The organism is Mucilaginibacter sp. UYNi724 (genome assembly GCF_054057495.1).
This window is the reverse complement of sequence record NZ_JBSRZI010000006.1, coordinates 170,620-190,993: the sequence shown is the minus strand read 5'-3', so window position 1 is coordinate 190,993 and position 20,374 is coordinate 170,620. Positions and strand designations below refer to the sequence as shown.

20 protein-coding genes are annotated in these 20,374 nt (G+C 40.7%); 15 read left to right on the top strand and 5 right to left on the bottom strand.

Going from position 1 to position 20,374, the window contains the following annotated elements; genetic code table 11:
- Positions 1–470: 470 nt before the first annotated feature.
- From ACVW0P_RS11175 to ACVW0P_RS11165, 3 genes are read right to left on the bottom strand one after another with little or no spacing between them, the layout of a single operon-like run.
- A complete protein-coding gene (locus ACVW0P_RS11175) occupies positions 471–602 on the bottom strand; it encodes a hypothetical protein (protein WP_457132161.1) in 132 nt (43 codons plus the stop codon).
- A gap of 6 nt (positions 603–608) precedes the next feature.
- On the bottom strand, positions 609–863 hold the full coding sequence (locus ACVW0P_RS11170) for a hypothetical protein (RefSeq protein WP_457132160.1): 255 nt from the start codon (positions 861–863) through the stop codon (positions 609–611).
- An 18-nt stretch (positions 864–881) separates the two neighbouring features.
- Positions 882–1,550 (bottom strand): hypothetical protein, encoded by a 669-nt coding sequence (locus ACVW0P_RS11165; RefSeq protein ID WP_457132159.1) that lies wholly within the window; start codon positions 1,548–1,550, stop codon positions 882–884.
- Positions 1,551–1,600: 50 nt separating this feature from the next.
- Between ACVW0P_RS11165 and ACVW0P_RS11160 the strand changes: the two genes are divergently transcribed.
- The 7 genes from ACVW0P_RS11160 (at position 1,601) to ACVW0P_RS11130 (ending at position 6,586) form a co-directional block, all read left to right on the top strand.
- Positions 1,601–1,927: a hypothetical protein gene (locus tag ACVW0P_RS11160; RefSeq protein WP_457132158.1), complete on the top strand. Its 327-nt coding sequence runs from the start codon at positions 1,601–1,603 to the stop codon at positions 1,925–1,927.
- A 27-nt stretch (positions 1,928–1,954) separates the two neighbouring features.
- Positions 1,955–3,082 carry a hypothetical protein gene (locus ACVW0P_RS11155; RefSeq protein ID WP_457132157.1) on the top strand — a complete coding sequence of 376 codons (1,128 nt, stop codon included), beginning with the start codon at positions 1,955–1,957 and terminating at the stop codon, positions 3,080–3,082.
- A 22-nt stretch (positions 3,083–3,104) separates the two neighbouring features.
- Positions 3,105–4,436, top strand: a complete 1,332-nt coding sequence (locus tag ACVW0P_RS11150; RefSeq protein ID WP_457132156.1) for a hypothetical protein — start codon at positions 3,105–3,107, stop codon at positions 4,434–4,436.
- Positions 4,437–4,591: 155 nt separating this feature from the next.
- Positions 4,592–5,134, top strand: a complete 543-nt coding sequence (locus tag ACVW0P_RS11145) for a hypothetical protein (RefSeq protein WP_457132155.1) — start codon at positions 4,592–4,594, stop codon at positions 5,132–5,134.
- Positions 5,135–5,238: 104 nt separating this feature from the next.
- Positions 5,239–5,499: a hypothetical protein gene (locus tag ACVW0P_RS11140; protein WP_457132154.1), complete on the top strand. Its 261-nt coding sequence runs from the start codon at positions 5,239–5,241 to the stop codon at positions 5,497–5,499.
- A gap of 273 nt (positions 5,500–5,772) precedes the next feature.
- Positions 5,773–6,135: a hypothetical protein gene (locus tag ACVW0P_RS11135; protein WP_457132153.1), complete on the top strand. Its 363-nt coding sequence runs from the start codon at positions 5,773–5,775 to the stop codon at positions 6,133–6,135.
- Between the two features lie 4 nt (positions 6,136–6,139).
- On the top strand, positions 6,140–6,586 hold the full coding sequence (locus ACVW0P_RS11130; protein ID WP_457132152.1) for a hypothetical protein: 447 nt from the start codon (positions 6,140–6,142) through the stop codon (positions 6,584–6,586).
- 112 nt (positions 6,587–6,698) lie between these two features.
- Here the strand turns inward: ACVW0P_RS11130 and ACVW0P_RS11125 are convergent, their stop codons facing one another.
- On the bottom strand, positions 6,699–7,214 hold the full coding sequence (locus ACVW0P_RS11125) for a hypothetical protein (protein ID WP_457132151.1): 516 nt from the start codon (positions 7,212–7,214) through the stop codon (positions 6,699–6,701).
- A gap of 20 nt (positions 7,215–7,234) precedes the next feature.
- The gene (locus tag ACVW0P_RS11120; RefSeq protein WP_457132150.1) at positions 7,235–7,975 is read right to left on the bottom strand and encodes a hypothetical protein; all 741 of its coding nucleotides are present in this window, start codon (positions 7,973–7,975) and stop codon (positions 7,235–7,237) included.
- Between the two features lie 251 nt (positions 7,976–8,226).
- On the opposite strand from ACVW0P_RS11120, the gene ACVW0P_RS11115 reads away from it, so the two are divergent.
- The 8 genes from ACVW0P_RS11115 to ACVW0P_RS11080 all read left to right on the top strand — a co-directional run bounded on the left by ACVW0P_RS11115 (position 8,227) and on the right by ACVW0P_RS11080 (position 19,843).
- The gene (locus ACVW0P_RS11115; protein ID WP_457132149.1) at positions 8,227–8,754 is read left to right on the top strand and encodes a hypothetical protein; all 528 of its coding nucleotides are present in this window, start codon (positions 8,227–8,229) and stop codon (positions 8,752–8,754) included.
- Between the two features lie 363 nt (positions 8,755–9,117).
- Positions 9,118–9,756, top strand: coding sequence for a hypothetical protein (locus ACVW0P_RS11110; RefSeq protein WP_457132148.1), 639 nt, complete (start codon positions 9,118–9,120; stop codon positions 9,754–9,756).
- Entirely contained in the window at positions 9,728–10,429 is a 702-nt protein-coding gene (locus ACVW0P_RS11105; RefSeq protein WP_457132147.1) for a hypothetical protein, read from the top strand. Before ACVW0P_RS11110 ends, ACVW0P_RS11105 begins: the two co-directional genes overlap by 29 nt.
- A 42-nt stretch (positions 10,430–10,471) precedes the next feature.
- Positions 10,472–10,852 (top strand): hypothetical protein, encoded by a 381-nt coding sequence (locus tag ACVW0P_RS11100; RefSeq protein ID WP_457132146.1) that lies wholly within the window; start codon positions 10,472–10,474, stop codon positions 10,850–10,852.
- A 981-nt stretch (positions 10,853–11,833) separates the two neighbouring features.
- Positions 11,834–15,370 (top strand): response regulator, encoded by a 3,537-nt coding sequence (locus ACVW0P_RS11095; RefSeq protein ID WP_457132145.1) that lies wholly within the window; start codon positions 11,834–11,836, stop codon positions 15,368–15,370.
- A 610-nt stretch (positions 15,371–15,980) separates the two neighbouring features.
- On the top strand, positions 15,981–16,271 hold the full coding sequence (locus ACVW0P_RS11090; protein ID WP_457132144.1) for a hypothetical protein: 291 nt from the start codon (positions 15,981–15,983) through the stop codon (positions 16,269–16,271).
- Between the two features lie 16 nt (positions 16,272–16,287).
- Positions 16,288–17,154: a GLPGLI family protein gene (locus ACVW0P_RS11085; RefSeq protein ID WP_457132143.1), complete on the top strand. Its 867-nt coding sequence runs from the start codon at positions 16,288–16,290 to the stop codon at positions 17,152–17,154.
- Positions 17,141–19,843, top strand: a complete 2,703-nt coding sequence (locus ACVW0P_RS11080; RefSeq protein WP_457132142.1) for a carboxypeptidase regulatory-like domain-containing protein — start codon at positions 17,141–17,143, stop codon at positions 19,841–19,843. The genes ACVW0P_RS11085 and ACVW0P_RS11080 overlap by 14 nt, the downstream gene beginning before the upstream one ends.
- Positions 19,844–20,374 lie beyond the last annotated feature (531 nt).

Here is a 20,374-nt window from a genome sequence, read left to right as displayed (position 1 = left end):
TTTTGATGCTATAATAAGAGTGCATTCTGTAGAAATCTTGGATATTGGGCCTAGCAACAACAAACCGTAAACGATTACCCGGTGAAACGAAAACAGGCCACAAAAAAGCCCCTCTAATTTCTTAAAGGGGCATTTTCCTGTGAACCCTATTGGATTTTTTTCGAACCACTTTCTTGAAGATCTAAAGCAAATCGCAGGCGTTTTATAGATGGTTCGAGCCCAGTCTGGGGACGAAATCGTTGCTCCTGAGCCTGGACTCGAACCAGGGACCCTCTGATTAACAGGGAGAGCCTAAATCTGCATAATGGCTTATTAATAATCACTTATAAATGGCAAACGCGAGACTGTTACAGTTCTGTTACGGTTTCTTGCATAGGGTAACTTCGTGTTACATTCAATATAAGAAAAAACAGGTGTAATTTTAATACCTCGATATCAACTGGTAATAAACTTTTAAGTGGGTCAGAAGCTTATTGATTGGATACAGATCCGTCAATGGTTGCGCGGGCCGCGCCGCTAATCGCTTTGGTTTGTTCATCCTGTAGCGCGTTCACGGTTATCAGACCGATGAACAATGCAAATGTGGTAAACCAGTATTTCATAAATTATTAAGGCATAATGTAACCATGTCCTGTTAAAATGTGAATCAAAGAAAGATCTACATCCTTAAAATAAATAAAAGCGGACTCATCCTGAAAAACTATGTAAACGTAAGGAACTACCCAAACGTCTGTACGCTCAGACATACCTTGTTCAAAAATATTTTCTTTAAACATCGGCGGATCGATGTTGACATATTTAACCTTTTTGTCACTAAGTACCTTTTCGGCGGCGCGTATGGCTTGCATGGCGTTGTGTTCCATAGTCTTTGGGAGATTGTTTTAATAAAACGATGGGAGTTGTATTAACGCCACCAACTGTGACATATACCGGCCAAGCTGAAACTCGCCGAAGGTAACGCCTACCAGGAAGACTTGCCTGTCCTTAGTGACCACATAATCAAAATAGCATTCGTAAAGCGGTTTAAAATCAGGCGATCTGACAATGAGGTGCAAGGGCGGCTTTTTTAACTCCAAATTGTAGTTGATCAGGATTTCGTACAAATGGTTTGCCGGTATTTTTTGAAGGCCCGAATTTCTGGCGTTAATGATACGCTGGAGATCAAAAGTCAGTAAGGTTCCATTTACGGTGAGGCTTACTTGCTTTTCTACACCATAAACGCCGATTACACCATCATAAAGTAATTGGTTCTCATTGCCTATTTCCTTATTAAAGTCTGACGCTTTAAGGTATAACCAATCCTTTTCAGGGTGGTAAACCGAGTCAAGTTGCTCTAACAGGAGACCTAGCCGGTGGGCTTCCTTAGGATTTTTGCCGCCCAGATCCACCCATTGCCCGTCGTATTGGGTAATCACCACCTGCCGGTCATCAAACTTAAAGGTATGATAAAACTGGTTTTCGATCTTATCCAGCCCGTTATATATACGCAGCGTTTGTTTGTCGCCGTATACGGCCGATTTAGAAATGATATACAATGGATCGTCGTTCATCCCTCTTATAACTTAGAAAGAACATATTTAGTTTCAATCTGTTTTAATCAATGATGACATACATTACACCGACTTCGTACTGGGAAACTTTTCAAGAATTAGGAAGAGAAAAGCTCCGGTCAGCTGGTATCAAGTTCGAATTACTTTTAGCAAGTGACCGGTTATTGGTAAAACTCAATAAAAACGGGGAGAATTATCTTTTATTTTTTTCTACACATCATCTTGATTTTAGTGATGGTGTAATGGTTTGCAGGTCTAATGATGGCAAGATTCATTTTGACCAACGTGTACTGCCGGCCGAAGGAACCAATGATCGTTATGGATACTCCACAGCAGAGATCGAAAGGTTGATCAGTGATTTAGTTGATAGGTTATAAAGGGATTAGCCAAGTATATTCAAAACCATGAAAAAATCAATTATCATTTATCCTCTCTTTGCGATCTTCTTCGCTGCATGCTCGCCCGACCCGAGAACGTTGACCACAACTTTTCTTGATGCGCTGCAGGCCCGGCAGTACGACAATGCAGAAAAATTGGTGTCACCGCAGATCCGTGAGCAGATCGCCATCATCCGGCAAGACAATGCTGCGCTTTTTAACGGGCAGGAATGGAAATATACCGTCATTGAAAATAACGGCAGCGGCGCTATCAGCTATAAAATCGCATTAAATGACGGAACGCAGATCTGGCAAATGGCAAGGTTGACACAAACTACGAAAGGCTGGAAGATCGAATCTATCGAGACCAAGAAGATTACTTACAGCGCCACAGCCATTAAGACGCGTGAATATTGGGAACACAGTAAACAGGCGCTGATCACACCGTTAGATCTTGAAGACATTACCAAACAAAAGCTGGAAAACCATATCGGGCAATTCATTATGATTTCGGGTTACCTGTGCACGTTCGAAGATAAAAACAAACAGATCATGATCCGCCTAGGAGCTGAAGACCGGGTGCCGCTTTTAGCTGTGAGCATTACAGGACCGGCTGCAGACAGCGCAAAGAAACAACATGCAATTTACAGCCACATCGATTCGATGGTCGAATCGCCTTTAGGAAACACTTTTACGGCGATTGGTTTGCTTCAAAGATCAGGCGGCAAATTTAACATGGTCATCAGTAACCCGCAAAATAGTGTCATCGGCCGGTTTCTACGCTACGAAAAAACCGCACCAGTCGCGGATATTTCTGGAACTTATGTAGAAACAGAAGGTTGCGGCATAGTGGTCATCATTACTAAGAAGGGCGCAGGATACCAATACCAATTGACTACACCTGAGCATACCTATGAAGGCAAATTCTCGCTCGATCAAAGCGCGGATAAAGTAAGCGATATCTTGTTCGGGGGCATTACTTATGCCGAATCTGACGGGGACGAAAAGCGAGTAGGCCTGGGTGGCCAACTGAGCGGCGATACCATCACTATCCAGAATTATGGCAATTCGATGAATTATTATGTGGCGCTGGGCGACTGCTCCGAAAAATATATTAGACTCGTTAAAATTAAAAACCAAACAGGTTCTCATTAACGCTGTTGTTAATTACAGAACAATGCTAAAGCCTATGAACCTGTTAAAAGCTTATTCTTTCTTACTTTTGTTGATTGCCCAAGCCGCCTGCGCCCAGAAACCCGATCTGGCGAACATTAAATTCACCGAACACGCCAGTTCTTTTTTAAAAGGAATTGCCGCCGAAAAAAACAGCGAAGGAAAAGGCCTGATCAGTTACCGGATCACCAACCCCGGTAAAGTTACAATCGCCGGAGCCGTAATTGACCATAGCGTAGAAATAGGTGCTCAAAATGATATCATCGCTTATTACGATATCGCAATCGACAACACCGTGACAACCAACAAAGTGCTCAATTACCTGCTTGCCACATATAAAGCGCCAACCAAAAAAATGCGCGACGATGGTAATACCCGCGCTTATTACTGGATCTCGCCTACGCTATTTATCAAATTTATGTCCGGCGAACAATCGCATAGCGGCAAAAAAGAAATCTTTTCCTTGATCCAGGTTGGCGCTATCAAAGCCTTCACCGCTTTCGCCGATGCGGATATTACCCGAGTCTACCACTTTATTACCGGCAACGATGAGCCGGTAAAAATTTCAAAGCCTAAAGCTTCAGTCAGCCATTTACAACCGGACTACCATGTGGCTTTCAGCAGTAAGGCCTGCCGGTTTGTGATACTCGTTAATGATGTACCGGCATTCAGCCATACCGACAAAGGAGATGCGGACAGCGAGGCACCTATCAACCATCTGATTTTACACAGCGGCCCACAAACATTAAGCGCGATGTTGTTACCCCTTAAAGGCCAAACCAAACTAAGCTCGGCGGCTTCCTTACAACTCAAGGTCACCAGAATGTTTGACGATGCGCCCGACGAAACAGGAGTTCCCATCGCCAGTTTTCCTGCTGTAAAAAACAGCCAAAAATTTACGTTTAATGCCCAAGTGCCTTATACCCTGGCAGGGTGGCAAAAGGGTGCCGACCTGAGCCACCTACCTGCATCGGAAGTAATTTCTGCTTATCAGCGTGTTATGAGCCAGCTGCAAAAGAAGAATTTTAGCGCTTTCGAGCAGTCAATGGCCTTGAAGTTACGTGAGATAGAAAAGGCGACCTACACCACGGCGGCTGATTCGCATAAAGAGTACCAGAATATCGTGTTGTATCTTTCCCGGCCCGGTACAGCCTTAAAGTTTGATACCAGAACCGCCCAATTATGTACTTATGGCAATGGAAAGATCGTTGCTCTGGTGCAACCAAACTTTGAACCCGCTTTACATGCGATGAATGCCAAAGAAGGCGAAGACTACCAGATACCCCTGCTCTTTTTTAAAAAGAGTAATGCTGAACCTTTAACGCTGATCAGATAATAGGAGTGCAGAAAACCAACGTTCCATCCCAAAGCAAAAACAGGCAAATGGACTTGCTGATGGTGAAAACATTGCAGGGATTTGCTATCAACTAACTTTTTATTGCGGTCTTTTCAATCAAACAGTTTTGTCTAACACGAGTTATATGGTCAGCTATGACAACCTATCAAAAAACCAGCCTGATTTCCGTTGATGAAGCCCTTTCTATAGGACGGAAGATGCTCTTTCTACCACGCATCCTGATGATGGCGGGTCTGTTTTTCGGCATGTTCTTTTTAGCAATGATCGGCATAGCAATAGTTGAAGGGCCGCCTTTTACTACTAATGCCTGGCTGGTCTGCGCTGGCGCAATATTATTTTGCTTATTGGTGTGCTTTTATCTGCCATTCTTATATTGGAGCAAAACAACAACGCGCTGGAAGTTATGGGCCTTTGACAATGTTGACGATGTACACGAGCTGAGGATTATGGCCGCACAAGCCCATTTGTGCCCCGTTTATGGCAACATAATGGATAAATTGCAGATCCAGTCACGAGAAGAACGCGAGCAATGGCGAGCATTGCAAGACCGTTTTAGTTTTCGGGCGGATTTTAAAGATGATCCTAATATCCCAGCTATTACCCAAATATTCTATTCTAAATTGCATATGATCATTAATATCCTGTTTGGTTACTATTCGTTGCCATTGGTTGTGTAATTGGTTACTTCGCTATAAAAAATAATGCAGAATTAAGTTTGAAACTTATAGCAATAGTAATAGCTATTGCTCCGCTTTACATGATTTTCATAGCACTTAAATGGATGTTTAAAAAAGATCCCGAACTGGTGTTTCATAATCAGGGAATTACCACAGCGCAGACCGGTTTCTTAAATTGGGACCTGATCTTTAACGAGCAGGTGACAAGGACAGACCAGGGTAAAAGAGGCGTAAAATATACCTTGAGCTTTCAGCATCCGGGTGGACTCGTCAATATTGATATCAGCGATTTCGATATCAGTAAAGGCCGGCTGGAAAGATTGATCCGGGTTTATAAAGGACGCTTTAACGAGGCCACGCGCTAAATCATAGGATTAAAAAATAAAGAAAAACGACCACATCCGGCTATGCCATTTGCCGCGACAACCCCAGAAAGACGCAGGCATTTGAATCCTTCCGAAGGATTTCCGACGTGTTTAATCCTTAGGGTCAGCTGCCCACAATCGGTAATCGACCGTTAAAACACCCCTTTCTCCATTTCCTTACAACTTTAGTTGTGCCGGCTTGTTGTGCATCAGCGGGCAGACCGTAAATTTGACAATACATTCAGCATGAAGACTTTTACCTTAGTTACCTTTTTGTTTACGCTTGGCTACCTAAATCCGGCAAGTGCGCAGAAAGCCTATGACCTCATTAAATACCAAGCTTCCGTATATGGCAACAAAACGACCTTGCAATTAGCAGATGGCTATCTGCTTGCCAGTAAAGTAACTATTCATTCAAAATTTGGCGATCAGGTTTTTTCACCTCAAGCTAATGAGCCTGATAACCAAGGTAACCTGCAATTGAGTTTTGTTAAGGGAGGCGGTAGATTAAAGGACAACAAAGGATCTTGGATGCTCCTGAAAAATTTAAATGGGCCGGAGTACCCCTTGCAGATCAGCGCGGTTTATTGGGATGGAAAAATGAAAAAGGCGGTGGTCTTTAAACAGCAAAACTAAGTAAATGAGGTATTTAATCTTGTTGATATTGATCTGCTTAAACGGATATTTATTGTTTTTCGCGTCAAAGAAATATGAACGTCCGTTCCTGCTGAAAGCTTTTCCGGCCTTAATACCCGTGATCATCATTTTATTCTTGGGATTGGGCTTGGTGGTCAAGTTGCTGCATATTCCCATGAAGTACGCTACCAGTGAGCGATTAATTTCGGCTATGATGTCACTAATCGTCATTTCTATGATCAACTTTGCCAACCAGTTCTCTTTTTATATGGTAGATGCAATAATAAACTTTCATCAAAAAAATAATGCCGCCAATGTGGGCAGGCAACCAATTAAATTCTTCATTGATCATCAAATCCGGTTAAAGCAGTTTGCTACGGTGATCTGGTTCTTAGGTTCTGCACTAATGCTCTATGGCATTTGGCTCGGTGACCCACTAACAACAGCATAGGAGGCAATAGATTAGCGCCTTAACAGCCTAACAAAAATAAGATCGAAATTGTCAATAAAGGGTCTCAACTTTCGATAGAGCATTCTGTTTTTAATTAACCCGAAGACTTAAATTACCGCACGATGATGGTATCGGTTGTCTTCAGCTTAAGCCCATTCTTAGTGTATAGCAGTTTCCTTACCGACATTTTTTTCGGGTCTTCCTTTATCCGTTCAAAGATTATAGTGGCTAATAACTCGTCGTTATAATCTATAAGATGCCTGTTTTCTTCCTCTCTGGCGGACTCATACAAATGATCCCTGTAATTGACAAACATCTTTTTTTCATAAAACAGATAAGTAAGATTTTGGATATGATCTATACTGCGTGTTGAAAAACTGGACGTTGCAAAGCTGTCCAACTTTGTTAGCAGCTCATTATCTGCTAAATCATCATAGTTTGATATCTGATAGTACTGCATCACATCGTTCGTGCTGAAAAATTTTGTATTCAACCCTTTACCGGTGATATATTCATGATTAAACTCTTCATCGATGGGTTGTATAACCAAGCCTGCTTTTGGGTTACAACTATAAATTAAAGATAGCAATGCAATTGCCGCATAAATTTTAACTGATCTTTTTCGCATTGTGTGCATTTATCATTTACTTAATCGCAGGTGCCGAAATCAATCAGCAAGTTTCCATCTTTCTTCCACGTCACCCATCCCTCCGCTGGCGTGAATTTACCGTCTGGCCCATCGCAGTCTTTATTAGATTTTATCTTGATTCGGTCGCCATCCACTTGGGTAACATCAAATGCCATATCCTTATACTGCGCTGACCCGTTCAGTAAATTGCAGTCTTTTAGCTCGATGGTTTGGGAGCGAACATAATCGTCCCATTTTTGATAAGTATACTTGATACCAGCTTTTTTTACCATCAGTTTTTTTTTATTAGCGTATATAATCAAGTAATCTTTATCGGTATCAATAGCCTCCGCATCAAAGTCAAACTGAGCGAAATCAGCTTGAGGCACCACACGGCGGGCCAGTATTTTTTTTGGCATATCCATAGTATAATAACTTCCGTCCTCATTATATACCAGGAAGCCAAAGGTTGACAGATCGGGATAGAAAATATCAAGCCGGTCATTTATCTCGAATTGGAAGGAGACAATCCCGAATCCGCGCATCTTATCCTCCGTGTAGGTGCTAAAAACATCAGGCTCTTCGTATACCAGTGTTTGCCCGGCTTCGCATGGTCTGCTTACTGTATCGGCTGCTTTGTCCGGGGCTGGAACACTGGCGAGCACGGCGGTGGTATCCTTATTACTGCCCGAATGCTTACCGTTGCTGGTGCAAGCGTTTAGCACGGCCAGGCTTATTAAGAACAAAATTGCTTTACGCATCGTTAAGTAATAGATTTTAAAGGTCGATCATTTGTTATAAGTATTTCTATAACCAATGAAAGGTATTATAGTTTGGAAGGTTTGTACGACGTACAAACTAAACAGCCGATACCGGGCGGCCACCTCGCTAGGGAAAAGACCGCTAATATCAGCAGCTCTTTTATTTAAAATTTCACACGCGGCTTTTATGAACAATGCGCAGTACCATCTGTTATGGCTATTCAACTTCACAAACTACACCGTCATACCCTATGAGTGATTTGATCGAAAAAAGAGCTGACGGTACGACTGTTGTTTACATCGCTTTATGGCGCTATTTATTTTTCGGGTTGTTATTCGCCTTAGCGTTTTATGAGCTCCTATCTATTGTCGTGAATTTATACAAGGAACGGCCCGCAGACTTTTGGCAGCATTGGAGCCAAACGGCGGAGTTAATGTTGGGGGCCTTAGTCGGAGCGATCGCACTCGCGGTTTTCGCTTATTATTGGATACGAAAGGACTTTTATAAAAAGATACAGTTAGAAATCGGCCGCTCGAGCCTGCGCTATCTGAGTGGCGGCGTACGCGGCGGGGTGTTATTTTCTGACACTTATCGCAGCATAAACTACCATGATATTAAGGACATGAACATGAAACAGGAATTTTTCACGAATGGGGTCGTTACTATTCAGACCTTATCAGAAACGCACCGGATCATTCTGATGCTGTCTGAAAGCGAAAAGATACGCTGCTTAGATGTCATCAGGGGCGCGGTAGAGGCAGCAAGAACGCAGATCTGAAATACAAGGGTTATTTGTTTGAAGCGGTGCGGTAAAACTAATAAGTGTAAAGGTGGTTATATTGACAACCATGATCAAAACCTGCTATAGCTTATTACTCCTAATCTGCCTAAACAGCGTAAGCGTGGCCCAAACTAAAGATACTTATTATGGCATGGTTATTACCAAAATTCCAACAAAGGCTCGTCAAGCGACACCACCAAGCTCCTTTATTGCAGAACAATAAGCGGAAGCCTGCTCTCGGTTTATACCATTGGAGGAGGTAGAGTTTCGGCAGGTACGGCATACAGTATCAGGGCTGCAAAGGATGGCTTTTATTTTTATTCGCGCACCACGCGTACAGGCGAGTTAAGCACTGATACTTTGCAGATCAATTTCAAAGATGCAGAGCACGCTGTAATGATTAACCAACACGACAGATATATCCTTTATCCTGGCTATTACAAAACTTTCAAACAGGAAATCACATCCAATCATTCTGTAATGGCCTTACTAAATTTACTGGGCGATGCGATTGGTGATTACCCGATAGCGGATGCCTTACCCTTAGTAGGTTATACCCCTCAGGTTAATCAATATGTTAAACGTGCTACCATAGTCACGCAGCGCAGCCAGGCCGACATGACCGACACCTGGAAATGTACGTATCGTTATAACAAAAAAGGTAAGCTTACTGCGGCGAGTGCCGCCGACGGTAAACTTATCCGCTTTAGTAAAAAGATCACTTATCGCGGCGACGCGGCTGCCGCCATGCAATGCTATCTGAATATAGAAGACCGGCAGGTAACTGATAAAACGGTCAGTTATTATCGTAATAACCGTAACCTAATTAAATGGCAGGAACATGTATTAGTGACCGGTAAAAACCGCGAGTCGGATACATCAACCAGCTTTACCTGGAATGATCTGGGTATGTTCCGAAACATGAACCCTACTGAAGCGGAAATTTTAAACCTATTTAAACCAACGAACAATGTCTACACTAAAGAACACATTGATTAGCTTAAGTATCCTCCTGATGATAACAGCCTGCGGGCAAAACCCTCAGAGCAGTGCACAAACGCAAAACCCGACGAAGGCATTTAATACTTATACCGGGCCGATTGATCTTGCCAAATTATTATTTACGGAAAACCTGCCGGAATTAATGAAAGTACAAGGTATAAAACGAGAACCCAAAGATTCTTCAGATCTGACTTTGTTGAACTACGAAGTTTTTAAAACGAGCGACCCGAAAGCGCTCCGTTTTGAAAATACAGATTTTTCGGGTAATTCTGGTCAGCATAAAGATCATGTTGTGTTCCATTATGCTGAAAATAAAAAGACCCTGGTTGGTTACGAGTTGACCATTTATGATCAAAAACAGACCAATCAATTGATTGAGCTGGTGGGGAAAATTGGTAGTTTGGTTTTCAAACGAACACACGTTCCCGAAGGTTCTATTGAACTAGATGTGAACGGTAACGAAGTCAAACCTGAAAATAGTTTAAGGCTAACCTATCGCGTATGGGAAAATAAAAGCACCGGAATTAAATATTACCTCACCGAAAACGGATCGGGAAAAGCTTTGAACATCGAACTCATAGTGGTAAAAAAGGCAACGCAATTTGGAAAAGATTGGATCTCTTTCAGGCAATTAGATTGGTATCTTAAAGATAACTCTGAGCCACTGTAAGTTTTCGAATAATTGATCCTGTTTTTGCCGACACAACCTTTTATGAAACACCCAAACGCCAGTATTTCGGAAACAACCAAGAGCTATTATCTTGCACGATGGCGCTCTATGACTGTAGGCATTATTTTGATAGCTTTTGGCATTGCGCTAAATTTTATCGGTTTCGACCTTAAAAATTCCCTCTTGGATAATCTGCAATGGATTTTTATCAGTTTTAAAAGTATTGGTGATTTTCTTTTCTCGCTCCTGAAGCTTGCTTTTGACATTGGCTTTGTAGCTGGAGGCTACTTTTTTATCAAATACTCAGCTGGTGTAGAACGCGCCAGGTTGGATAACAAAGGACTTCATAATCGGGAAATACCAAAAGGCAGCGGCGCAAGTAAGCTGGGCATGGACGCGGGCCCCCTTAGTTTTGTACCCTAAACAAGCATAAGGGATATTAGCTGCAAAAAGACATTTTGGGCAGGTAATCAGATCTATCTTACTTTTGACAGTGGATTACAGCCTTTGACGGCATTAGACCATGCATATTCAGTTTATCAAATTTTTTTAAAAGAATTGCTTGCGTTTTGATAATAACCAAAGCCGAATTTAAATTTTCACTAATTATTGAAAAGTACTTGAGTTATTAAGTTTATAAAAATGTAGTTATTTTATTAATTACTATGTCATTAAACTGAATTTTGCATTTGATTTTTTTATCTACTCGGAAAGTACTTGGTTATTAAAGATTATAAATCACATTATATGAAGGCTGAATTTTTTCATTTAGATTTTTTGAAAAAGTACATGAGCCATTAAAAGTAAATTACATAGATAGAGATTCCTCGTCAAATGATCTTTCTTTGGCATGCCAGGATAACATCAAACGGCTGGAACTGCTTTACTGTAGCCCATGTCCACGATAGTAAAGCAGTAATATTTCTAATGCGAATATTGAAAGACATGCTGTGTAGTATCCGGGTTATTATTGCTGACGGTGGATATCGGGGGGAGATTGCCGACCAGATAAAGAACAAGTTCGGGTACATAATTCAGGTTGTTATGCGAACTGATGAGAAGATCGACTGATTTTAGCCCGTCCATAAAAGATGGGTGATCGAAAGAACGTTTGCTTGGTTCGACAATGACCGAAGACTATGCAGCAGCCATGAACTCCTGATGGAAACGTCTGAAAACATAGTTAAAATATCCGCTATAAAATTGCTATTGAACAAAATTTAAACAGGCTCTTAGTCATTCTTAACAGATAGCTAAATTTCTTTATTACATTTATAGAAATCAGGTATTGTTTAAGAATGGGTACGCTGGAGGATAGATCAGCATTTAAAGTACTTTAAACCTTACGGCGGATTTATCTTCCGCTAACAGTTCCTGAAACACCTACTAATTAAAACACATACTGTGAATAAAAGACCGATACCCCATAACGAAAAGGAAAGATTAAAGGCGCTTCACAGTTATGAGCTACTTAATTCCCTGAGCGAAGAAGAATTTGACCGGATCACAGAACTGGCATCTCTGATCTGTGACGTTCCGATAGCCCTCGTGTCATTGGTTGACGAAAACAGGCAATGGTTTAAATCCAAAATCGGCCTTGATATCGACGAAACACCCCGGGAACTGGCATTTTGCCAATATACGATTATGGGTGAGGGCTTATTTGAAGTGGAAGATGCTGCTAAAGACGAGCGGTTCGAAGAAAACGAACTGGTTACTGCCGGGCCTAAGCTTCAGTTTTATGCCGGGTATCCGCTGATTGATCCCGATGGCTTTGCATTGGGTACGCTCTGCGTGATCGACCGCAACCCCAATAAATTAAAAGCTAAACAAAGAAGATCGTTACAACTTCTTGCGGAGGAAGTAATGATGCTGATCATCGAAAGGCGGCGAAAGGAAGAGTTGCGAAACTTTGAAAAATTATTCCTGTTCTCTGACGATCTGATCTGTATCACCGGAGCGGACGGTAACTTGAAAAAAGTAAATCCCGCCTTCACTAAAATTTTGGGTTGGGACCGGCAGTTTTTACTTGAAACATCTTTTTTTGAATTCATTCATCCGGATGATTTGGAATTAACCAGGGCCGAGCTCCTTAAGCTCACTACCGGAATAAGCACGATCAATTTTCTCCTTCGTATACAGAGCAAAGATAACGGTTACCGGTTACTGGCATGGACGGTGACTCCGGAACGGAGTAAGGACAACCTGTTTGCGATCGGGCGGGATATAACCGATGAAAAGGCGAGAGAAAAGGAATTGGCGATCAGCGAAGAAAAGCTACGGGCTTTTTTTGAGAATTCCCAGGGACTGATGTGTACACACGACATACGAGGCAATTTCCTGACCGTTAATCTTTCCGGCGCAGCTATGCTCGGTTATACAACGTCAGAAATTATGCAGATGAGCCTATTCGATATTATTCCAAAAGAGCGGCATCATCTTTTAGAAGGTTATCTTCTGGCTATTCAAGCTAAAGGTCACCTGGAAGCGCAAATGATTACACGTCATAAAGACGGCGCGCTGCATACCTGGATGTTCAATAATGTTTTAGAAAACAACCCCGGACGGGACCCTTATGTGATCGGCAATGCCATAGACATTACCGAAAGGCAAAAGATCGAAAACGAATTGCTGACCGAAAAATCCAGGTTGGCTGCTTTCGTAAAGCATGCTCCCGCTGCGGTGGCCATGCTGGATAACGACATGCGGTTCGTCGCGGTCAGTAATTGTTGGCTGGAAGATTATAAACTTCAGGATCGCGATATTATAGGCATGTCTTATTATGAAGCGTTCCCTAATCTGGGCCCCGAATCCAGGCAAAGGCATCAAAGAATCCTGAACGGCGCGATTGAAAAAAAAGAAGGAGAATTCTTTACGACTGCCGGAACAGATCAAAACCGGTACATTACCTGGGAAATGCGACCTTGGTACAAGGCTGGCGGCGCTATAGGTGGTGCGATGGTGTATACGCAAAACATTACCAAGATGGTCGAGCAGCAGGAAGAACTTAAGAACGCAAAAATATTGGCAGAACAAGCCAGCGTGGCGAAATCGGAGTTCCTGGCAAACATGAGCCATGAGATCCGGACACCGCTGAATGGCGTGATTGGTTTTACCGACCTGATGTTAAAAACGCAGTTGAACGAGATCCAGCAACAGTATCTTACCATTGTAAACCAATCAGCCAATGCCTTATTAAGCATCATTAATGATATCCTCGATTTTTCAAAGATCGAAGCCGGTAAGCTGGAACTGGAAATTGAAAAGTGTGATCTGTATGAACTTGGCGCACAGGCAACCGATATCATCACCTATCAGATCCAGACCAAGGGCCTGGAAATGTTGCTGAATATTCCGCCAGATCTGCCGCGGTTCATCTGGACAGATATTGTGCGGCTCAAGCAAATTTTGATCAACTTATTAAGCAATGCCTCTAAATTTACAGAACACGGCGAGATCGAATTAAAAATAGCCGCACTCTCTATGGAGACCGATCAGGTTACCATGCGATTTGCTGTACGCGATACCGGGATCGGGATTAAACCGGACAAGCAACTGAAGATATTCGATGCCTTCTCTCAGGAAGATGGTTCTACGACCAAGAAACATGGCGGTACAGGGCTGGGGTTGACGATCTCCAACAAACTTTTGGGCCTAATGGGCAGTAGGCTGCAACTGGAAAGTACGCAAGGAAAAGGCAGTATATTTTATTTTGATATTAACCTTAAAGCAGAGCAAGGCGAGCCGGAACATTGGGAAAACCTGGAACTCATCAAAAACGTGCTCATCGTAGATGACAATGCCAATAACCGGCTGATCCTCCAGGAAATGCTTTTATTAAAAGGCATTGAAAGCACCCCAGCGACAAACGGGCTGGAAGCCTTACAGATGATCGCAGCAGGCGGACATTATGATGTGATCTTAATGGATTACCACATGCCTTATATGGACGGCCTGGAAACGATCAGAAAAATCAGGGAGAACTTTTATGCTACTGCTGATGAACAGCCGATCATGCTGTTATATAGCTCTTCAGACGACGAGAAAGTGATCAGGGCATGCGAAGAGTTTCAGGTCAGCCACCGGATGGTAAAACCAATCAAAATGCAGGACTTGTACAGTACCCTATCCCGCCTGTATAAAAAAGCAGGGGCGCTCTCCGAAACAGAACCTAACCAACCAAAAATGGAGACAACCCAAAACCGCATCACCATCCTGGTGGCAGAGGATAACGCGGTCAATATGCTGCTGGCCCGTACAATTGTCAGAAGGATCGCACCTAACGCCGTTTTGCTGGAGGCCCATAATGGGATAGAAGCATTGAACTTTTGTAAAAAACAGTTGCCCGACCTTATCTTGATGGATGTACAGATGCCGGAAATGAATGGTTACGAGGCTACGGAAAAGATCAGGCTGATGGAACGCGGCACGCACGTGCCCATTATTGCGCTTACTGCAGGCAATGTTAAAAGTGAAAAGGAAAAATGTTTTGCCTCAGGTATGGATGATTTCATTGTAAAGCCGGTGGTGGAAGAAATGATCGCAACGGTCATGAATAAATGGCTGAACTTTGGACAAAACAAATTATCACCTCAACGGGCTGACGGATCAGTTAAAGAAGAAGTTCATTTCGACCGGGAACAGATCCGGAAATATATAGGAGACGACCAGGCAATGATGAAAGAGGTCATTGATCTGACTAGAGTGGAACTGGCTCAATCGCTGGAGGTCATGGGAAAGCAGATCAGTGCAAGAGACATGAAAGGTATCAAGAATATGGGCCACAAACTATACGGAACTGCCGTATCGGCAGGGCTCCAGATACTTGGCGGGATCGCTATGCAATTGGAAAAATTAGAAGAATTTGATAGCGAGCAGGCAAATTCAGTTTTTTCAGCATGCAAGCATGAAATTTCGATCATATTAAATTTAATGGCATGACATGATAGGCTTGCAGGGCGAAGAAACAGCAGTTATTTACAATATCGGGAAAAGAGGGCTCAATGTTATGATATATAGTAAGATTTTATATTCGACAAGCTAAGGTTTCATCCCCAGACTGGACATAATTCGAACCATTTCGTTAAACAATTAAAATTATTATACGATTTTTAATGCTGTAAAATTGAGATTCCATTTTTCTATCGCCTAAAAAAATTTCAAGCAGGATCAGTTTTTAAATTTTAGGGCTCACAGTTTAATCAGGGTGTAATAATTACGAACATAACTGTATCGAATCCGTGCACTTCTTATATGGTTATTGTTGTAACACATTGTTTATGAAGATTTGATAAATTGCGGTGAAATTGAAGATCAGGTAACCTAACCTATGTTAGTTAGGGCTACAACTTTTCATTAATTAATCTCTTAATAACAAAATATAGAATATAATCGAACGTATATATTTTTAGGTGTATTTTATTTTGGCAGTTAAAAAACTGATCTATAATTAGTTGAAATTGCCTATAATTTAAAATTTAATTATTATATTTGCTTTCAGCGACAGCCATCGCTCAAAAGCGAAATTCACTTAAACTTTAAAACAAATCTTATGAAAAAAATTATTCTTTTAGTATCATTCTTATTAGTTGGATTGGGTACATCTTTTGCTAAATCAACCACATCTACCAAACATAACATTAAATATGTTGCTCCAAAGAGCGAAGTAAAATCAAAGCAAGTTGTTCAAGATTGCATCTTTATTTTAACAGTTAGAATGACTGACACTTTCAGCATAACTGTTAGAGGATATGGCGATACTTGTGCAGCTGCCGAACAAAACGCTATTACCACAGCAGGACAGGTTATCGATGCACTTAAATTCGCTGCTAGTCTTGCGTAATTAACGCCTTAGAGTGATGGCTGCTGTTTTACTTTATATTTTGATGAAAAAGTTCGTACCTAAATATTATTTAATTTTTGTTATTGCACTCTGCTCTTCTTTTAAAGAAACTTTTGCACAAACCTGGAGCGGTAAAATAACCTACAAGTTTGTACTTAACTTAGACACGGCAGTGAGAGAAATTGATACTGTCGGTAAAGAATCCCTACTATATTTTAATCAGGAGCAATCCTATTTTGTTTACCGCAGCTCTTTATTGAATTCTGACAATAAGTTTTCTCCTTTTACAATGCCAAAGCCTAATCCTAAAGCTTTGACAACAGAAAAGGTTCAACGGGGCACAATAACCTTACCGCCGCATACTGATTTAACGGGGGAAGTATTTTATACTGATTTCGTAAAAAGGCAACTTTACATGCGAGAATTTGTCTTTAGTCGACCTCTAATGAGCGAAGAGAATCTTCCAAGAATTTCATGGAAAATAACAAAAGATAAAAAAGACATTGGTAAATTAAATTGTATCAAAGCTATTTGTAATTTTAGAGGTCGTAATTATGAGGCTTGGTTCTGCGAAGAAATACCCGTATCCGCCGGCCCATGGAAGTTACAGGGGTTGCCTGGTTTAATTATTGAAGCAAACGACAGCACCAAGCAAGTACGATTCTTATTTCAATCGGTTGAAATTCCACTTATTCAGCAGCCAGTCATACCGCCACTATCTGAAGCAAAGGGCAAACGTATTCCCTTAGATGAATATCGCAATGCTTGGGACGTTCAAGGCAAAAAAGTAGCAAAGTTCATGCAATCTTCCGGCAATAACGGCATACAGACCGAAGTCAACTCTAATTATCACCCGATTGAAACTGTTTTTGAAAACAAGTAAAAAGCCATACTTATATCTTGTTATATTATGCCTCTTTAGCTTTGGAAGTAGCGCACAAGGCATCCTTAAGATAACTGGTACTGTTGCTGATTCTGCCGGAAAAGGGCTAAGCCGTGCAACAGTAACTGTAAGCAGACATGACGATCATTCAATAATTCTCTACGGTAATACGGATGCAAACGGCTCGTATTCTCTTGATGTTCCAAAAAATCAAGATACGATCATAGTTAGCGTCACTTATTTGGGCTACAACAAAAGTAGCTTTACCGTAATGGGGCTTAGTCGTATGAACAATTTTCAAAAAAACTTCATTCTACTATCCAATTCGTTTAAGCTTCGGGAGGTAAGAATAACTGCGCCACCGCCAAAAGTATCTTTACGTCGAGATACGATATCTTTTAAAGCCGATTCTTTTAGAAATAAAAATGAAAGACTTACAGAAGACCTTCTCAAGCGCATACCTGGTGTTGATGTTTCGAGAGATGGTCAAATAACAGTAAATGGCCAATCAATAAAAACTATATTGGTGGAAGGTGACAATATGTTTGATAATAATTATACATTGCTGTCAAGAAATATGTCTGCGGACGTAATTGACAGAGTAGAAATAATTGATCGCTATACTGAAAATCCACTTCTAAAAGGCATTGTAAATTCAAATGACAAAGTTATTAATGTAACCATTAAAAAAGATCGAAAAAAAGTAATATTCGGAGATTTAGATATTGCTGGTGGAACGAGTAAAAGACACGAGATTAACGCAAATGGTATATCTTTTTATAAAAAAACTAAGGCATTTCTTTTTCTAAACTCTAACAATATCGGGCGTGATCCCCTACCATTTATCGTTAACGGACAAACAAACGCTGATAACTTTAATCAACAAGACCGTGGCACAGAGAAACTAATTAGCCAATCAGGAATTTCCAAGCCCCAAGGCCTTCAAGATGATCAGACCAACCTCAACAGGACTAAATTAGGTTCCATTACTTTCCTTTCGAGATTAAGCACCAAAATAACCGTAAAGGGATTGATGTATCTTATTGGAGATAAAAATTCGTTTGATCGGACTAGCGACCAATTTTACGTTCTTAATGATTCGGTTATACACTATTTTGAAAACAGCAAAACTCAGCTTTTGCCATTACGGGCAAATGGCTATCTTAATGTAACCTATCAGCCTAAAAGCAATTTTCTTTTTAACTATGCCTTTAATGCTAAATACAACCGAACAAATGGTGAAAGTATAATTGCATCAAATTCAAATCAATTCAGTAATTCATTATATGATTTAAACCAAACGTTAAGCCACCGGTTGGAACTTACCGATAGAATTTCAGACACAAAAGTTTTTTCTTTTGCGGGTTCATTTTATACTGTAAAAGATTCACAACAATTCGACGTTATTCATACAGCCACCCGATCGCTACCGCTATCAAATTTACGCGAGATTGGATTGCAGCAATTTGCCTCATACCCTGTTAAAATGGGTAATGCAGTCGCCAGGCTTATCTCTGGTGGCGACGCAGACAACTATGGGATAGAAGTTGGAACTAGGTATAAAAGTTCAAAGCTGCTATCCAATCTTTTTGCAGATACAAACGGAACACAGACTAGTCCAACGCCCCTATTAAATCCATTTCAAAATAATATAATACTTGATCGTACTAGTTATTATGGTTCACTTTCTACGATAAAGTCTATTTGGCAAAACTTCAAAATTGTTGGAAAAGCGGAAGCAACAATGGAAAACATTAATTTTAATCAAGGCGAAAAAAATCAGATTAACAAAAATTACTTTTTTTTAACGCCGCGATTAGGCCTCGCCTGGAAAGGAGGGTACCATTCAATTTCAACATTGATTGGTTACAATGCAACGCTTCAAGAAATAACATCATTGTTTAACGGTTATGTATTGACTGATTATCGAACTTTAAAGAGCAGCGAGGCTCCATTATCTCCTATACATACACTAACCAGTACGTTCACATATAACTATAACGATGTTCTAAATGGGTTTACGGCATTTTCTACGCTTGTTTATTTACGCACAAAGGGCGGTTATCTGACAGAAGTACAGTTAAGCAATATCTTCGATGTAATTAGTCGCTCACCACTAGAAAATGATCTATCTAATTATATTTATGCTATAGGAGTTAATAAATTCCTGCCTTTACTTTCTTCAACCATCAAATTGAGAGAAAATTATACAACAACCAATAGTGCTTATCAAGCAAACGGAGATATTTATCATAACCGTTCAAATATTTTAATAAGCGACATTTCATTAAAAACAGCCTTCAAAGGATTTTTTAATTCCGAGATAGGGTTGGTGTACAGCAGATACAACAGTACATCCGTAGAGTTGAATAATAATTTTCAAAAAGCCCATACGTTTCGAAGCTTTATGAATTGCTATTTCAACTTATCTTCGTCTTTTACGGGTCAAGTCAATCTGGAAAACTACCATTTTGTTTCAGATCAAGCGCAAACTCATGAAAACTTCTTTATAAACGCGAAGGGACAGTATGAAGTAATGAGAGGTAAATTGACATTAGGTTTGCAAGGAAAAAATTTATTAAACAGTGATCGTTATGTCAGTGCAAATATTAATGCTTACTCAAAACAGGTTGAACAATATCGCCTTTTGGGACGCTTCATCTTATTTGAAGTAAATTATAAATTTTGACTTTTTAATAGAAACCATTTTACCGCATTGTAACTTAACTTTACAGGTCTTAAGGGCGGCGAGTGGCAATCCAAAGCACATTTTTGGCTTACGTCCTGGACACGTGTTTGGCTTTTAGGAATCATAAAAACGAGAAAACCCTCGCATCGTTAAAATACTTGTTGTCTAAATTCTCCCTTATTCTAACAAGCCCAGAAGCAATGTCTTTTTATAATTTACCAATTCCTGCCATATTAAAGATTAAATCAAAAATCGGCGTATAAGTCAACAAATAGATATGAGTTAAAACTTTATTATTACCCCTCCTTGGGTTGATAATGAACAAGATTTTCGCTCGTGTCGACCAATTTGTAACAGTGCAAAATGATCGGATTTGAATTTTTATACTCTCAATAAACCAGATGCCAAATTTCTTCTTTCAATCCTAAGCTATCATCAATGAAAAGTCTGACACGGGGTGTTGTCGATGTATTCAACTTTCGACGGGCCTAAGGACACCTTGCTGAAATGAAAAATTCAACGCGTTTTTTG

Bases quoted from the DNA above. Each gene is read 5' to 3' on its own strand.
- ACVW0P_RS11175 (WP_457132161.1), bottom strand. From the start codon at position 602: ATGAAATACTGGTTTACCACATTTGCATTGTTCATCGGTCTGATAACC.
- ACVW0P_RS11170 (WP_457132160.1), bottom strand. From the start codon at position 863: ATGGAACACAACGCCATGCAAGCCATACGCGCCGCCGAAAAGGTACTT.
- ACVW0P_RS11165 (WP_457132159.1), bottom strand. From the start codon at position 1,550: ATGAACGACGATCCATTGTATATCATTTCTAAATCGGCCGTATACGGC.
- ACVW0P_RS11160 (WP_457132158.1), top strand. From the start codon at position 1,601: ATGATGACATACATTACACCGACTTCGTACTGGGAAACTTTTCAAGAA.
- ACVW0P_RS11155 (WP_457132157.1), top strand. From the start codon at position 1,955: ATGAAAAAATCAATTATCATTTATCCTCTCTTTGCGATCTTCTTCGCT.
- ACVW0P_RS11150 (WP_457132156.1), top strand. From the start codon at position 3,105: ATGCTAAAGCCTATGAACCTGTTAAAAGCTTATTCTTTCTTACTTTTG.
- ACVW0P_RS11145 (WP_457132155.1), top strand. From the start codon at position 4,592: ATGACAACCTATCAAAAAACCAGCCTGATTTCCGTTGATGAAGCCCTT.
- ACVW0P_RS11140 (WP_457132154.1), top strand. From the start codon at position 5,239: ATGTTTAAAAAAGATCCCGAACTGGTGTTTCATAATCAGGGAATTACC.
- ACVW0P_RS11130 (WP_457132152.1), top strand. From the start codon at position 6,140: ATGAGGTATTTAATCTTGTTGATATTGATCTGCTTAAACGGATATTTA.
- ACVW0P_RS11125 (WP_457132151.1), bottom strand. From the start codon at position 7,214: ATGCGAAAAAGATCAGTTAAAATTTATGCGGCAATTGCATTGCTATCT.
- ACVW0P_RS11120 (WP_457132150.1), bottom strand. From the start codon at position 7,975: ATGCGTAAAGCAATTTTGTTCTTAATAAGCCTGGCCGTGCTAAACGCT.
- ACVW0P_RS11115 (WP_457132149.1), top strand. From the start codon at position 8,227: ATGAGTGATTTGATCGAAAAAAGAGCTGACGGTACGACTGTTGTTTAC.
- ACVW0P_RS11105 (WP_457132147.1), top strand. From the start codon at position 9,728: ATGTCTACACTAAAGAACACATTGATTAGCTTAAGTATCCTCCTGATG.
- ACVW0P_RS11100 (WP_457132146.1), top strand. From the start codon at position 10,472: ATGAAACACCCAAACGCCAGTATTTCGGAAACAACCAAGAGCTATTAT.
- ACVW0P_RS11090 (WP_457132144.1), top strand. From the start codon at position 15,981: ATGAAAAAAATTATTCTTTTAGTATCATTCTTATTAGTTGGATTGGGT.
- ACVW0P_RS11085 (WP_457132143.1), top strand. From the start codon at position 16,288: ATGGCTGCTGTTTTACTTTATATTTTGATGAAAAAGTTCGTACCTAAA.